This window comes from Blautia sp. DFI.1.216 (assembly GCF_020594215.1).
GTDB lineage: Bacteria > Bacillota > Clostridia > Lachnospirales > Lachnospiraceae > Blautia_A > Blautia_A wexlerae.
The window spans coordinates 1-15,543 of the sequence record NZ_JAJDML010000016.1; the positions used below are offsets into that span (position 1 = coordinate 1).

The 15,543-nt window shown below is 43.1% G+C and carries 10 protein-coding genes and 1 riboswitch; of the genes, 2 read left to right on the plus strand and 8 right to left on the minus strand.

All coding sequences use genetic code 11. The annotated features are described in order from the left end of the window. Nucleotides 1-133: 133 nt before the first annotated feature. The 6 genes from LJE11_RS08040 to LJE11_RS08065 all read right to left on the minus strand — a co-directional run bounded on the left by LJE11_RS08040 (nt 134) and on the right by LJE11_RS08065 (nt 8,473). Nucleotides 134-391 carry an HPr family phosphocarrier protein gene (locus tag LJE11_RS08040; RefSeq protein WP_019162036.1) on the minus strand — a complete coding sequence of 86 codons (258 nt, stop codon included), beginning with the start codon at nt 389-391 and terminating at the stop codon, nt 134-136. A gap of 59 nt (nt 392-450) precedes the next feature. Then, the gene (locus LJE11_RS08045) at nt 451-2,364 is read right to left on the minus strand and encodes a PTS fructose transporter subunit IIABC (RefSeq protein ID WP_120062277.1); all 1,914 of its coding nucleotides are present in this window, start codon (nt 2,362-2,364) and stop codon (nt 451-453) included. A gap of 17 nt (nt 2,365-2,381) precedes the next feature. Continuing rightward, the gene (pfkB, locus tag LJE11_RS08050; RefSeq protein WP_120062278.1) at nt 2,382-3,293 is read right to left on the minus strand and encodes a 1-phosphofructokinase; all 912 of its coding nucleotides are present in this window, start codon (nt 3,291-3,293) and stop codon (nt 2,382-2,384) included. A gap of 317 nt (nt 3,294-3,610) precedes the next feature. Then, on the minus strand, nt 3,611-5,026 hold the full coding sequence (locus tag LJE11_RS08055; RefSeq protein ID WP_118586410.1) for an alanine/glycine:cation symporter family protein: 1,416 nt from the start codon (nt 5,024-5,026) through the stop codon (nt 3,611-3,613). Nucleotides 5,027-5,162: 136 nt separating this feature from the next. Beyond that, nucleotides 5,163-5,294: riboswitch (glycine riboswitch) on the minus strand. Between the two features lie 235 nt (nt 5,295-5,529). Then, nucleotides 5,530-7,209, minus strand: a complete 1,680-nt coding sequence (locus LJE11_RS08060; RefSeq protein ID WP_008703563.1) for an acyl-CoA dehydratase activase — start codon at nt 7,207-7,209, stop codon at nt 5,530-5,532. Beyond that, the gene (locus LJE11_RS08065) at nt 7,202-8,473 is read right to left on the minus strand and encodes a 2-hydroxyacyl-CoA dehydratase subunit D (protein WP_008703564.1); all 1,272 of its coding nucleotides are present in this window, start codon (nt 8,471-8,473) and stop codon (nt 7,202-7,204) included. The genes LJE11_RS08060 and LJE11_RS08065 overlap by 8 nt, the downstream gene beginning before the upstream one ends. A 395-nt stretch (nt 8,474-8,868) precedes the next feature. Between LJE11_RS08065 and LJE11_RS08070 the strand changes: the two genes are divergently transcribed. Both LJE11_RS08070 and LJE11_RS08075 read left to right on the plus strand, forming a co-directional pair. Beyond that, a complete protein-coding gene (locus tag LJE11_RS08070; RefSeq protein WP_118340068.1) occupies nt 8,869-10,683 on the plus strand; it encodes an ABC transporter ATP-binding protein in 1,815 nt (604 codons plus the stop codon). Then, on the plus strand, nt 10,680-12,446 hold the full coding sequence (locus LJE11_RS08075) for an ABC transporter ATP-binding protein (protein WP_227295800.1): 1,767 nt from the start codon (nt 10,680-10,682) through the stop codon (nt 12,444-12,446). Before LJE11_RS08070 ends, LJE11_RS08075 begins: the two co-directional genes overlap by 4 nt. 87 nt (nt 12,447-12,533) lie before the next feature. Here LJE11_RS08075 and LJE11_RS08080 read toward each other — a convergent pair whose 3' ends face one another. After that, nucleotides 12,534-14,321: an aminopeptidase P family protein gene (locus LJE11_RS08080; protein WP_055200459.1), complete on the minus strand. Its 1,788-nt coding sequence runs from the start codon at nt 14,319-14,321 to the stop codon at nt 12,534-12,536. Further along, a complete protein-coding gene (gene larE / locus LJE11_RS08085; protein WP_055200460.1) occupies nt 14,318-15,166 on the minus strand; it encodes an ATP-dependent sacrificial sulfur transferase LarE in 849 nt (282 codons plus the stop codon). The genes LJE11_RS08080 and larE overlap by 4 nt, the downstream gene beginning before the upstream one ends. Between the last annotated feature and the right edge of the window lie 377 nt (nt 15,167-15,543).

Here is a 15,543-nt window from a genome sequence, read left to right on the forward strand (position 1 = left end):
TTTGGCATATTCATGCCAAAACACCTCGCGGGATAGTGGTGTGTGAACAGTAACCTGATATCTCATTATAACAGAAACAGGAGATGAATGCATCATCTCCTGTCTGTCAGTTTCTTATATTTAATTCTGTGAATTACAGGTTCTCCTGCATGAATTTGCTTACTGCTTCGTATGCTGCTTCTTCATCAGCGCCTTCAATTGTGAATGTTACTTCATGACCTTTCTTAACGCCAAGTCCCATCAGTGCAAGAAGTTTTCTGCAGTCTACTTTTTTACCCTCTTTTTCAATAGAGATAGTTGACTCAAAGCCTTTTACCAGTTTTACAAGCTCTCCTGCCGGACGTGCGTGGATTCCTTCGTTGTCTGTAACTACATACTTAAATTCTTTCATTTTGATATCCTCCATGTTTTTATTGTAATTTTTTCATTATTGCTTTTTTATTTCACTGCTTATGCTGCTTTTTTCTTTAACAGGCCAAGCAGAACTGCAGAGATTACTGTTCCCACAACCAATGCAACCAGATACATAACTGCATTTCCAACTACAGGGAATACAAAAATTCCACCGTGTGGTGCCATCAATGTACAGTCAAATGCCATGGAAATCGCTCCTGCCACTGCGGATCCTACGATACAGGAAGGAAGTACATGAAGGGGATCAGACGCTGCAAACGGAATCGCACCTTCTGTGATAAATGCAAGACCCATGATAAAGTTAGTAGGACCTGCATCTCTTTCTTCTTTTGTGAACTTATCCTTAAACAGCAGTGTTGCCAGTGCAATTGCACAGGGAGGTGTCATACCGCCGATCATAACTGCTGCCATAATATCATAGTTACCAGCTGCAATTGCAGCTGTTCCGAATACATAGGCTGCTTTGTTGAATGGGCCGCCCATATCAATAGCCATCATTCCACCAAGCACTATGCCTAAAACTACTTTACTAGAACTTCCCATTCCTGTCAAGGCATTATTCAACCCTGTATTAATGCCACCCATAATTGGTTCTACAACAAATGTCATCAACAATCCCATAACAAGAATTCCCACTACAGGATAAATCAGAACAGGCGCAATCTTTTCCAGTGCTTCGGGAAGTTTATCACATAATTTACGAAGTCCAAGAATAATATATCCGGCTGCGAAACCTGCAAGCAAAGCTCCAAGGAAACCAGATTTACCGTTGGCTGCCATCATACCGCCTACCAGACCAAGTGCAAGTGCCGGTCTGTCACCGATTGCCATTGCAATAAATCCGGCAAGGATCGGAAGCATGAATCCGAATGCTGTATTACCGATTCCTTTAAACAGAGCTGCTACCGGAGTAATGGTACCGAAGTTTGCTCTCTGATCTGCCGGAAGTGCACTTAAATCTACACTTAATCCATCGATCAGGAATGCAATGGCGATCAGGATACCGCCGCCTACAACTAATGGAAGCATATGAGATACGCCATTCATCAGCTGCATATAGATCTTATGTCCTACACTGCCGCCGGATTTATTACCGGCAGAAGATGTCTGGGAACCTGCTGCTGCGTGGTAAACCGGTGCATCCCCGTTGATTGCCCTGTCAATGAGCTGGTCTGCCTTACTGATTCCGTCGGATACCTGACATTCGATCACTTTTTTACCATCGAAACGTTCCATTGGAACCTTGGCATCTGCTGCGACAATAATACAGTCTGCATCAGCAATCTCCTGATCTGTCAGCACATTCTTTGCACCACCGGATCCGCGGGTTTCAATCTTCACAAAGCAGTTCTTTGCTTTTGCAGCTTTTTCAATTCCTTCTGCTGCCATGTACGTATGTGCGATACCGGTAGGACAGGAAGTAACAGCAAGGATCTTCGCCTGTGTTCCTTCTGCTGATCCGGTATCTGCCAGTCTCTCATCAATATCTTTCTTTTCACTGTCTGCCCTGTCAATAATATCCATAAACTCATCTACTGAAGATGCATTGCGAAGAGATTCTGTAAACTCCTCATCCATCAGCATCACAGAAAGCTTGCTGAGTACATCCAGATGAATGTTATCCTCTGTATTCGGCGCTGCGATCAGAAACAATAAAGTTACAGGTTCGTCATCCAGAGCTTCAAACTCTACACCATTTTTGATGACCATTGCCGCAAGTCCCGGCTTCTTAACTGCATCACATTTACCATGAGGAATGGCAATTCCCTCGCCAATACCTGTTGTGCTCTCTTCTTCTCTTAAATATACCTGTTTACGATAAGCCTCACGGTCGCTGATCTTCTCACTCTTTACCATCAGATCAACTGCCATATCCAGAGTTTCTGACTTTGTTTTCGGAGCAGCTGTTAACGATACGCTTCGTCTGTCAAGCAGGTCTGTTATTCTCATCTCTTCTTCCCCCTTTATTATTTTTCGGTTATCTGACGATAAACCGCTTCTATTTCTTCCTTTGTTGCAAGATTTTCAGAAAATGCGCTTGCACTTCCTGCTGCAATTCCCATGTGGAATGCATATTCGTAATCCTTCTTCTCCATCCAGCCTGCAACGAATCCTGCTACCATGGAATCTCCTGCACCCACACCATTTACCAGCCTGCCTTTTGGTGCAGGTTCTTCAAATACCTGTCCATCCTCTGCTACCAGAACTGCACCTTCGCCGGCCATGGAGATCAGCACATTTCTTGCACCTTTTTCCTGAAGTTTCTTTCCATAAGGAATTACATCTTTTCTTGTTTTTAATTCTACACCGAAGATTTCGCCCAGTTCATGATTATTTGGTTTTACAAGGAACGGATGATATTTCAGAACATTGACCAGAAGATCCTTTGTGGCATCAACTACGATCATCACACCTTTTCCATCCAGCCTTGCCATGATCTGTTCATACATGTCATCCGGCATAGAAGATGGAATGCTGCCTGCCAAGAAAAGTACATCGCCTTCTCCAAGCTCTTCCAGTTTCTTCATCAGTTCCTCTACTTTATCCTTGCTGATCACCGGTCCTGCACCATTGATCTCGGTTCCGTCAATAGATTTCAGTTTCAGATTGATCCTTGAAACCCCTTCACTGATCTGAATGAACTCAGATTTTACTCCCATCTCATGTAATCTACGGATAATTTCTTTCCCTACAAACCCTGCGGTAAATCCAAGTGCAGTGTTCTCAATCCCAAGATTCATAAGAACTGTGGAAACATTAATTCCCTTTCCCCCCGGAAGCATCAGCTCTGAACTTGTTCTGTTTGTCATCCCCAGTTTAAAATCATCTACCGAAACGATGTAGTCCAGAGATGGATTAAAAGTCACTGTGTAAATCATCTCTTCTTTCCCTCCCGTTTTATATTGGTATCCTTTCGGAGTCTTTATTTCACTTGCACCAAAAGATTCCAAAAGTACATATTGTCATGTCTTTTCTGCATGTTCATGACTGTTTTTTGTTTATAATCTTAGTATACTGTCATATTCATCCAAAGTCAATCAAACTAATTCATAAAAATAATGACTGATTTTGGTTTACTTTGCACAAAAAGTCATAATCAGTCAAATGCAAGCAAAAAAATCCTCTGATCAGGATTGCTATAAATTCCATAATCAGAGGATTTACTGTTTTCTGTTATTTTATTACTTTTGATTCCTTACATTTTATGCTTTTCTGCTGCAAAGAACGCTTTTGTTTCTTTTACGATCACTCCACTTAATGCGAACAATGCGATCATATTCGGAATCGCCATCAGTCCGTTGAAGATATCTGCGATCGTCCATACAGCACTTACTGTCATGTACGGTCCGATAAATACTGCCAGAATGTAAAGCCAGCGGTATGTAAGGATTGTTTTCTTATGTCCGTTTGTCAGATATTCCAGACATCTTTCACTGTAATAATCCCATCCAAGAATTGTAGTAAATGCAAAGAATACCAGACAGATCATTAATACAAATGCAGAAATCTGTCCAGGGATCGGAAGTCCATGCTGGAATGCATAGGTTGTTACCTGAACACCTTCCAGACCTTCTACCTGCCATGCACCTGTCAGTACGATGGAAAGACCTGTCATTGTACAGATCACGATCGTATCAATAAATGTACCAGTCATGCTTACAAGACCCTGACGTACAGGCTCTTTTGTCTGAGCTGCTGCCGCTGCGATAGGTGCGCTACCAAGACCTGCTTCATTTGAAAAAATACCACGAGCCACACCTTTCTGCATGGATACGATCATTGTTCCTACCACACCGCCTGTCACTGCTGACGGATTAAAGGCTCCCTTCACAACTGTTACGATAGCTGCCGGGATCTCTGTAACGTTTAAAAGAATCAGCGCTACACTGAAGATCAGATAGATCACCGCCATAAACGGTACAATAATCTGGCTGACTGTTGCAATTCGTTTCAGACCACCGATGAGGATTGCTGCAACACAGGCTGCAAGAATCAGGGAAGAAATTACAACTGCCCAGGAATACTCTCCAAGGAACGGAATATTTACGCAGTTTGATTTGTTCGGATCAAAGAAGTTCTGAACTGCACTGGAAATACCATTTACCTGACTGAATGTACCGATTCCGAAAAGACCTACACATACACCAAAGAATGCAAAGATCTTTGCAAGCCATTTCCATTTTGTTCCCATACCTTTCTCAATATAATAGAAAGGACCGCCAAGGCTGTGACCGTCTTCTGCTACCACACGGTATTTCACTGCAAGAAGACCTTCGGAAAATTTTGTTGCCATTCCGAAGAATGCTGCAAGAATCATCCAGAATAAAGCTCCGGGACCTCCGGCACAGACAGCAGTTGCAACACCGACGATATTACCGGTTCCGATTGTGGCGCTCAGTGCTGTACATAAAGCTGCAAAGCTGGAAATCTCACCATCGCCTTCTTCTTCGTTCTTAAACATCCATTTCAATGCAAGAGGGAGTCTTCGCATCTGAAGAAGTCCAAGTCTGGCAGTTAACAGGATGCCACCTGCCATGATCAGGACCATAAGGGGCACGCCCCAGACCAGATTGTCTACTGTTGTCAAAAAAGAATTGATCGCTTCCCACATAATAATAAATCTCCTTTTTCTTTTAAAAAGTGTAATATATTGTACAGCTGGGAAACAAAGTAATAACAGACCGTTTCAAAAATCAGAAGTTCAGAAAATACTGTTCATATAGTTCATATGAATCAGCGGGGATGATAAAGCATCCTCTGTCCTTTTGCCTGAGAGATTCAAGACACGGGTCAGATAACCAATTGTGGGAAGTTATCAGCATTCCGTGTTATTTGCACCTTCGGCCCCCGATCTAACGGGTGTCTCCAGAGAAACGATCCATTTGCAGTTCTTCCCTGCATCCAGGGAACCTGAGAGTTTTACTCCTTCGGCGGGTATAGCCTTTTGTGTGGCTTCCTCTTTCCTGCAAACTTCACCTCGTTAATTTGCTGTTACTGTGGTATACTATAGCTCTTAAATTTGAACTCGTCAATAGAAAATTAAACTTTTATAAAAAAAGTATAAAAATTCCAGAGATTTCCACCTTGTAAAATCCCTGGATATTTAAATAATTTTTATACATCAGCCATATCAGCCGCAAACAGTGCTGCGCCAAGTGCACCGCAAAGCTGAGCCTTGTCACTGATCACCAGCTTTGTTCCAAGCTTCTCTTCCAGTGTCTTTACCAGGCCCTTATTCTTAGAAACACCACCGGTCATCATATATTTCTCCTCACCGCCCACACGTCTGGTAAGGGCGGCAGTCTTTACGGCAACCGCCTTATTCAGGCCATGGACAATATCATCTGTTGCCTTATTCTGGGCGATCAGGGATACAACTTCTGATTCTGCAAATACTGTACACATACTGGAAATTGTAATATCTTCTTTGAATTCCAGCCCACATTCGCTCATCTGATCCAGATTCATTTCCATGGTACGTGCCATCATTTCCAGAAATCGTCCGGTTCCTGCCGCACATTTGTCATTCATAACAAAATTTGCAACTGCACCGTTCTCATCCAGTCGGATCACCTTGCTGTCCTGTCCGCCAATATCAATAACAGTACGGACTTCCGGATTCAGGAAATGCGCACCTCTTGCATGACAGGTGATCTCTGTGATACTCTTATCACCATTTTTAATAGCTGTACGTCCGTATCCAGTAGTAACCAGCGCATCAATATCTTCTCTCTGCAATCCGGCCTCCTTCAATGCCTCTGCAAGGGCACGGTCTGCTCCGATAGCAGCTCCTGCTCCTGTAGGCAAGATAATGCTGGTCACAATCTCATGATCTTTATTTAAAATCACCACATCTGTACTGGTAGAACCACTGTCAATCCCTGCGAAATAACCTTTTCCCATTTTTCTCTCTCCTTTTGTGTCTCCATCTATGGTCTGCTCCAGTGTTTCAGGCTGAATGCTCTCTGCAAAAGCTTCCAGTCTGGTAAGAAGCTGACCGCTGCTCTGAATAGTATAATCTGATTCGATTTTTAAAAGAGGTACATCTGTATGATTCTTGATCTCAGCATATTCGAAGCTGTAAAAATCACAAAACTTCACTGTATGATAAATAATCCCCGCAACAGACGGATCATTATAAAGCTTCTTACGACCTGTCGGGTCCATCATACGCATACATGGAATCTGCCCCAGAATCTCACCTGCATACCAGTCCATCAGCTCATCAAAAGAAGCACCCTCCGGTGGAAGTATATTTCCCACAGAACGGTTATGCACGCAGGTATCATTCTCTACAGGAAGAGGCATAGCTTTGCTGGTCATTTCAAATAATTCCTGCCCCATTCTGGCGCCAAGCACTGCAATATGGGACTTTGTGATTTTCTCCTGTGCATGGAAAGCAGCCCGGAATTTTCCGGCATCAAACTCTGTGCCTTTGTACTGTGCATAAGCCTTCGCCAGCCCTTTTAACTGTACAGCCATACGCTCTCTGCTACAGGCACTGTCACAGTGAAGCACATCCAAAATATAGAGAAAATCCAGCTTGCCGCTTTCAAGCAGAATGTCATAGACACTCCGGATAGTATCACAGCAGCTCACCAGGACAAGTTCCTTGATTTTCCCCTCCATGACTCCTTCCAGAAGTGTTTTTCCAAAACCGCAGATATTGGGATGTGAAACCTGATCGGCCAGGTCAAATCCCTCCGGCATATGATTAAAGTTCTCACATTCCCCGCCAAGAGATTCCAGAAGTTCAATTGGGGTATATTTACAGACATAGTAAGTTTTATTCATTCTCAGCACCTCCCAGCATTTCCAGAAAAGCTCCCAGCCTGGTGGAAGTCTGTCCTTCTCCTCCATGGCTTCGATCACACCCGTCACCGTCCAGGATCAAAAGGGGCAGACCGGCTTCCTCGAACTTCTTCTTTGCAAGCTGTGCCGCACCAAGCGTATGTTTACATCCCCAATGTCCAAACCACACAGCACCGTCTGCTCCTGCCTGTTTCGCATGGCGGATACCGGCTTCAATCCTTCTAAGGGCACTTCCGTTCAGTGAATGATATACCATTCTTTCTGCCATTGCTTCAAAGGGGTTCTCAGGATCAAAATCCGGCTCACAGGTTTCTGCAAGTTCACATCCTACGATCTGGGCTTTCTCACTGAAGCAAAGCTCCTGGCGCACTGCATCCGACCAGAATGGAATGGTATGCATCCAGTAAATGTGCTTCCCTTTCGCTGCCGGTGCTTTCTTAATATCTTCAAGAAGCATCTGTGTATACTTCTCTTCTTCTGCTGTTCCCAGAAGGATATTGTTTGTCATTCCTGCATACAAGGGTGTGACCAGATCAGAGGGCACATATCTGTCTGCACGCATCTGCTGATATTTTTTGTAATTCTCCAGAGTCCGCTTACTGCAGGCAAGACGTTCCTTTAATCTGTCCTCAGAGATTGTTTTTCCTGTATTTTTTTCCAGAAATATTTTTAAATCCTTTAACTGATCTGCCACATACTGTACATTCTCTGTGGTCTGATTCCATGGTACATCAATGGCAAATACAGGTACCTGGTAAAAATCTGCCAGGGTACGGAAGGTGAGCAGGTTAGCATCGCAGGTCAGGTTGGTATAAACAATACATTTAGGCTTTGGCAGAAGTCCTTTCTGCGCTGCACCAAGAAATGTCTTGTGATAACTGCACAGTGTCTCTGCAATTCCCTGATTCTCTGCCTGCTGCAAAAATGCCCTCTCTGCTTTGCTTGCAGAAAGATAGCAGGAAAATCCTTCTACATTATAGGGATGTAATCCCACCTCCTGCATCATTTCGCAGGGTGTAAAAATACTTACAATAACAGAATCTTCCGGTTTCTGAAGGGGCCACAGCATGGTATCCATCATCAGGTTTGCAAGATGCCTGTCTGCAGGCATCAGTCTCTTGTCCTGCATGTAACGGAACTTCAGATTCTGCGCCCCCCAACCGGTTTTTAACAGCCGGCGGGCTGACTGAGGCTTTTTATCCGTCAGATTTTCCACATAATGACCAAATGTCTCAATAATCTCCATAGTCTGTCTCTTCCTCATTATGGTAATAATAATTTATCAATTGTCAGTGCACAAATAGTGCCACGGAATATTTTAATAATATCTTTTTGGGAAGTCAAGTTGAATTTTCGTTACTGTTCACACACCACTATTCTGCGAGGTGTTTTGGCATGAATATGCCAAAATCCCGAGACATACAAGCCAAAATTCCATTGCCGCAGGCAATCTGGAATGAATTTTGGCTAAGTTACTGTGAACGGAGTGAACAGTAACGAATTTTCTCCAAAGTTCAGCTGTTTTTGCACATTCTTCTTGACAAAAAAGTCTCAAATGATACACTTTTGAATGTATTATTTTTCAAAAAAAGGAAGAAATAATATAGGAAAGATTTTTTACGAAAGGAAGGAATTTTTAAAATGCGTTCATTGGCAGTTTATTTAAAAAACTACAAAAAAGAAAGCATCCTGGCGCCATTTTTTAAATTTCTGGAGGTTGTATTTGACCTGATCGTGCCTATCGTCATTGCACAGATCATTGATGTAGGTATTGCAAACCATGACAACAAATACATTGTCCAGAGATTTTTTATTCTTATTTTAATGGCAGCTCTTGGTCTTGCCAGCAGCATTACAGCTCAGTTCTTTGCAGCCAAAGCCAGCGTGGGCTTTGCCACTAAATTAAGACAGGCAGTTTATGACCATGTACAGCATCTGTCTTTTACAGAGCTGGATACCCTGGGAACAGACACCCTGATCACAAGACTTACCGACGATATCAATCAGGTCCAGAACGGACTGAACATGGGGCTTCGTCTTCTTCTTCGAAGTCCGTTTATCGTACTTGGATCCATGGTCATGGCATTTACCATTGATTTTAAATGTGCTCTGGTTTTTGCTGTTGCGATCCCGTTTCTGTTTCTGGTTGTCTTTGTCATTATGTTTTTCAGTATTCCTCTGTTTAAAAAGGTACAGGGAAAACTGGACACAGTAACCGGACTGACCAGAGAAAACCTTACAGGCGTCCGCGTTATCCGTGCATTCTGCCGCGAAAAAGAGGCAGTTGCAGAATTTGATACCCGCAATCAGGAGCTGACAAAGTTAAATCTCTTTGTAGGAAAGCTTTCCGCTTTGTTAAATCCGGTCACTTATGTACTGATCAATATTGCTACTGTTATTCTGATCCAGAAAGCAGGAGTAGAAGTAAATCTTGGCGGTATGCAGCAGGGACAGGTTGTTGCCCTTTATAACTATATGGCTCAGATGATCGTGGAACTGATCAAGCTTGCCTCCCTGATCATCACCCTGAACAAATCTGCAGCCTGCGCAGGACGTGTGGCAGATATCCTGAAAGTGAAATCTACTATGGATTACCCCTCTTCCTCCACATATTCTGCTCAGATATCGAAGGACCTTGCAACAGCAACTGCTGATGCATCACTTTCTGAAAATGCCATCGTATTCAATGACGTAACCTTTGAGTACAGCAAAGCCGGTGCCCCCAGTCTTTCCCATATCAGTTTTTCTGTAAAAAAGGGACAGACCGTAGGTATTATCGGTGGTACAGGAAGCGGAAAGACCACTCTGGTAAATCTGATTTCCAGATTCTATGATGCCAGCAAAGGAACTGTTCTGCTGGATGGTCAGAATATTGAAAATTACACCAGAAGTGATCTCCGCTCCAGAATCGGCGTTGTTCCACAGAAGGCAGCTCTTTTCAAAGGCTCTATCCGGGACAATCTGAAATGGGGCCGGGAAGATGCCTCTGACGAGGATCTGTGGCAGGCACTTACCACAGCACAGGGAAAAGAGGTAGTAGAGGGTAAACCGGGACAGCTTGATTTTATGCTGGAACAGAACGGTAAAAACCTTTCCGGCGGCCAGAAACAAAGACTTACCATTGCCCGTGCCCTGGTAAAAAAACCTGAAATCCTGATCCTGGATGACAGTGCCAGTGCCCTGGACTTTGCCACTGATGCAGCACTGCGTAAGTCTCTCAACAGACTTGACTGGAAAGTAACTACATTTCTGGTATCCCAGCGTTCCTCCAGCATTCAGCAGGCAGACCTGATCCTTGTCCTTGATAACGGTACTCTGGCAGGTAAGGGTACTCATGCTGAACTGCTACGTACCTGTGATACTTACCGGGAAATCTACTTCTCTCAGTTTCCGGAAGAAAGAGCCAGATACTCCTCTGTATCTGCAGGTAATATAATGAAGGAGGTGACTGTATGAGCAGATTAACAATAAAAGATCCTGCTAAAAGCAAAAGCAGCGAAACTTTTCTTAAAGTACTGCGTTTCATCGGAAGATACCGTTTTCTGCTGATCCTCAGTATCATACTGGCAGCAGTTTCCGTTATCCTTCAGCTGTATGTCCCAATCCTATTCGGAAATGCCATTGATCAGGTCATTGCCCAACATCAGGTAAACTTCGAAATGATGTGGTATTACCTGTCACGTATCCTTGTAATGGTCATCCTCTCTTCTGCTGCCACGTGGCTTATGAATGTGATCAATAACCGCATGACCTACCAGACAGTAAAGGATATCCGTGCCAAAGCCATCCGACACATTCAGGTACTTCCCCTCTCTTACCTTGACGGACACAGTACCGGAGATATCATCAGCCGTATTATCGCAGATACAGATATTCTATCCGATGGTATGCTGCTTGGATTTACCCAGCTTTTTTCCGGAATCGTAACGATCATCGGAACACTGATCTTCATGTTCTCCAAAAATTTCTGGATTACATTGATGGTCATTGTCCTGACCCCCGTAAGCTTTTTGGTGGCCAAATTTATTTCTTCCCATACCTTCCAGATGTTCCGGAAGCAAAGCGATGCCAGAGGACATCAGACTGCTCTCATCGAAGAGATGATTGGAAACCAGAAGGTTGTTCAGGCTTTTGGATATGAGGAAAAATCTTCTGAACGCTTTGCAAAGGTTAACGAAGAATTACAGGAATGCAGTCTGAAGGCTGTTTTTTACAGCAGCCTGACAAACCCTTCCACCCGTTTTGTCAATAATGTTATTTATGCCTGTGTTGCACTGGTGGGTACATTCATTATCCCTGGAGGCAGACTGACAGTCGGAGGACTTTCCGTACTTCTCTCCTATGCCAACCAGTATATGAAACCATTCAATGATATCAGTTCCGTTGTTACAGAACTTCAGAATGCTCTTGCCTGTGCAGGCAGAATCTTCGATCTGCTGGAGGAGGAACCGGAAGTTGCAGAGGCTTCTGAGACACTGAAAGATGTAAAGGGTGAAGTAGATATTAAGAATGTGTGCTTCCATTATGATGAATCAAAGAAACTGATTGAGGACTTTAATCTCCATGTAAAACCAGGTATGCGCGTTGCCATTGTAGGACCTACCGGATGCGGTAAGTCAACCTTTATCAACCTTCTGATGAGATTCTATGATGTAAATTTCGGATCTATTTCCGTTGACGGCAAACCGATCAGAGACATTACCCGCCATTCTCTCAGAAGCAGCTATGGTATGGTGCTTCAGGAAACATGGATCAAAAACGGAACTGTCCGCGACAATATCTCGATTGGAAAACCGGAAGCTACAGATACTGAAATCATCGAAGCAGCCAAGCTTACCCACAGCTGGGAATTTATCCGGAGGCTTCCTAAAGGACTGGACACCATGCTCAACGAAGACAGCTTAAGCCAGGGACAGAAACAGCTGCTGTGTATCACACGAGTTATGCTCTGTCTGCCTCCGATGCTGATCCTGGATGAAGCCACTTCCAGTATTGATACACGAACAGAATTACAAATTCAGGAAGCGTTTGAACGAATGATGGAGGGAAGAACAAGCTTTATCGTAGCTCACAGGCTTTCAACCATCCGAAATGCAGATCTGATTCTTGTTATGAAAGACGGAAGTATCATTGAGCAGGGTACTCATGATGAGCTGATTGCAAAAGGTGGATTTTACCATACTTTATATAACAGCCAGTTTGCAAAAGTTTCTGAATAAAACAAGCCAGATAATAAATCAAAAAGGAACAGCTGTCCATCACGGCTGTTCCTCTTTTTGATTTTGTAAAATATTTTTTTATTTTTATCAGATTGCTCGGGTAGCATCTTTCAGCCATTCTTTTTCTTCTTCGTTCAAATACGGAGAAATCTTCTCATATACCTGTGCATGGTAATCATTGAGAAGGTTACGTTCCCGGGCACTCATCAGTTCCGGCACCACTCCATCCAGATCAAAAGGTACCATAGTTAGAAATTCAAAACACATAAACTGACCATACTCTGTTTTTTCAGCTTTTTTGCAGACCATCAGATTTTCATGACGGATTCCAAATCCATCCTCTCTGTAATATCCCGGCTCATCAGAGGTGATCATTCCCTCCTCCAGCACTGCATTTCCACCCGGAACAATTTTCCATCGGAAGCTATTGGGTCCTTCATGGACATTCAGAAGATATCCTACTCCATGACCGGTTCCATGTTTAAAATTCTCTCCCATTTCCCATAGCGGCTGTCTCGCCAGAATATCCAGATTTACACCGGTACAGCCATGAAGAAATCTGGCAGCTCCCAGATTCAGAGTTCCCCGCAAAACTGCTGTGAAGTACTTTTTCTCTTCCTCAGTAGTCGGTCCCATGACAACAGTACGGGTAATATCAGTAGTTCCCTCTTTATAATGTCCTCCTGTATCTGCCAGAAGAAAGCCGGATGGTTCCAGAGGAATATCCGTTTCGGGTGTTGCAAAATAATGTACAATAGCAGCATGCTTTCCATAGGCAATAATCGGATCAAAACTGTTATCTATGAAATCCTCCTGTTCCGAACGGAATTCATACAGCTTTTCTGCTGCACTTAATTCTGTGATCGGAATCCTTCCAACATTCTTCTTTAACCAGTATATGAACTTTGTAACTGCAACTCCGTCTCTGATATGCGCAATGCGTTCATTTTCCACCTCAACAGGATTCTTCGTTGCCTTGGGAAGAAGTGTAAGATTTTCTTCATCCAGAATCCGGGTGTCTGCCGGAATATTGCTAACCAGACGACTGTTGACTTTCTTTTTGCAGAGAAGAACTTTTTTGTCCTTTTTAAATGTTTTCACATACTCATAGATACCGTCATAGGGAAAAAGGGTCACACCATCTTTTTCCAGCGCTTCCAGTACGTCTGTCTGAAAGGCTTTCTCATTTGCAAAAAGTCTGATCTCTGTTTTTGTCATTACAAGATAAGAAAGAACCACCGGACAACAGTGGATATCTCCCCCACGTATATTTAACAGCCAGGCAATATCATCCAGAGAAGTCAGTACAAATAAATCTGCACCCTTCTTCTCCATTGCTTTGCGGATTCTTGCGCATTTATCAGCTCTGGATTCTCCTGCCCATTTTATATCCAGCTCTGTAACCGGTTCACAGGAAAGTACCGGACGGTTTTCCCATATATCGCCTGCCAGATCGTGATCAACACTGAGAGACACACCGTTTTCATCCAGCATTTTCTCCAATTCTGCTGCCTCTTTTGCACTGACAGTACGTCCGTCAAATCCCAGACACCTTCCCTGTGTCAGATTTTTTTTCAGAAATTCATGAACTGTGGGAACTTCCGGTTCACCCATTTTAAATAAAGTAATTCCTGTTCCCTCCAGCTGATCTGCAGCCTGGATAAAATAACGTCCATCCGTCCATAATCCTGCCATATCCTGCATGATCACCGCAGTGCCTGCAGAACCGGTAAATCCTGTGATATATTTTCTGCATTTGAAATATTCACCTACATATTCTGAACCATGAAAATCATCTGTAGGAATCAGATATGCATCAATTCCTGTTTCTTTCATGCGTGCACGAAGTGCTGCTATTCTCTCTTTTACTGTCATTCGTTTTTACCCTTAAGGCTGCTATCTGCAGTCGTTTTATCATTTTCGCCAAGTGTTTCGTTCATACTTCCCATACGATATCCCAGAATATCCATGGTCACATAAGTGAATCCATACTCCTTAAATTTCTTTGCAATATCCTCTCGGACATTTTTTTCCAGAAGTTTCGGAAATTCCTCCGGCATGATCTCAATTCTTGCAAGTGAACCGTGAATACGGACACGTACCTGATGGAATCCATAGTCAAGTAAAAGCTGCTCTGCTTTCTCAACCATTCCAAGCTTTTCCTCACTGATGGTCTCTCCATAGACAAACCTGGAGGACAGACAGGCAAATGACTGTTTGTCCCAAGTCGGAAGCCCCAGTTCCTTTGAGTATTCTCTGATCTCCGCTTTCGTCAGCTTCGCCTCACATAGCGGGCTCTTAACTCCAAGTTCTTTTACGGCGATCAGACCTGGTCTGTAATCGCCGTTATCATCCATATTTGATCCCTCTGCAATATATTCAATCCCATTCTTTTTTGCAATATCGCCAATCTTCTCAAACAGTTCTTTTTTACATAAATAACATCTGTTCGGAGGATTCTTTGAAAATCCTTCAATCTCCAATTCCTCAGACTGGCAGATCACATGCTGAATCCCCTCTTTCTCGCAGAATGCCTTCGCTTCATTCAGCTCTCTTTTCGGGAAAGAACAGGATTGAGCCGTAATCGCAATCGCCTTATCACCCAGCACATCATGAGCTACTTTTAATAAGAATGTAGAATCCACTCCACTTGAGAAAGCAACTGCTACACTGCCAAGTCCCTTCAGATATTCTTTTAAATGTTCTAGTTTATTTTCCATATCAGTCTGCCTCTTGTCCGTTTTTTATTGTACCTGTAGCACTCCTCGTAAATAATGTATATTGATCTGGCTCAACAAAGCGTGAAAGTTGAACTTTCTCAAATGTATTATTTAACAGGGTGCTATAGCTTCATTATAATATAGGCAACGACTGTTCAGCAACCTATTTTTCGCATTGCGAAATGTGTTACTGAAAATAGAACGAACAATATTGATTTATGTTTCTTGTATCTTTTCTAACGCTTCCCCGACTTCTATTACTTCTTTAAATAGTTTCTAAAGTAACAGCCTCTCTTAACTTCTTTATTTACAGTTTGTCTACTTCTTTTTCTGAAGCAGTTCTCCGTTTGTTTCTTCTCCATTCATACATGACATAA

What these genes read in the sequence shown, in the direction of transcription:
- LJE11_RS08040 (WP_019162036.1), bottom strand. Translation starts at nt 391, where the DNA reads ATGAAAGAATTTAAGTATGTAGTTACAGACAACGAAGGAATCCACGCA.
- LJE11_RS08045 (WP_120062277.1), bottom strand. Translation starts at nt 2,364, where the DNA reads ATGAGAATAACAGACCTGCTTGACAGACGAAGCGTATCGTTAACAGCT.
- pfkB (WP_120062278.1), bottom strand. Translation starts at nt 3,293, where the DNA reads ATGATTTACACAGTGACTTTTAATCCATCTCTGGACTACATCGTTTCG.
- LJE11_RS08055 (WP_118586410.1), bottom strand. Translation starts at nt 5,026, where the DNA reads ATGTGGGAAGCGATCAATTCTTTTTTGACAACAGTAGACAATCTGGTC.
- LJE11_RS08060 (WP_008703563.1), bottom strand. Translation starts at nt 7,209, where the DNA reads ATGAATAAAACTTACTATGTCTGTAAATATACCCCAATTGAACTTCTG.
- LJE11_RS08065 (WP_008703564.1), bottom strand. Translation starts at nt 8,473, where the DNA reads ATGGAGATTATTGAGACATTTGGTCATTATGTGGAAAATCTGACGGAT.
- LJE11_RS08070 (WP_118340068.1), top strand. Translation starts at nt 8,869, where the DNA reads ATGCGTTCATTGGCAGTTTATTTAAAAAACTACAAAAAAGAAAGCATC.
- LJE11_RS08075 (WP_227295800.1), top strand. Translation starts at nt 10,680, where the DNA reads ATGAGCAGATTAACAATAAAAGATCCTGCTAAAAGCAAAAGCAGCGAA.
- LJE11_RS08080 (WP_055200459.1), bottom strand. Translation starts at nt 14,321, where the DNA reads ATGACAGTAAAAGAGAGAATAGCAGCACTTCGTGCACGCATGAAAGAA.
- larE (WP_055200460.1), bottom strand. Translation starts at nt 15,166, where the DNA reads ATGGAAAATAAACTAGAACATTTAAAAGAATATCTGAAGGGACTTGGC.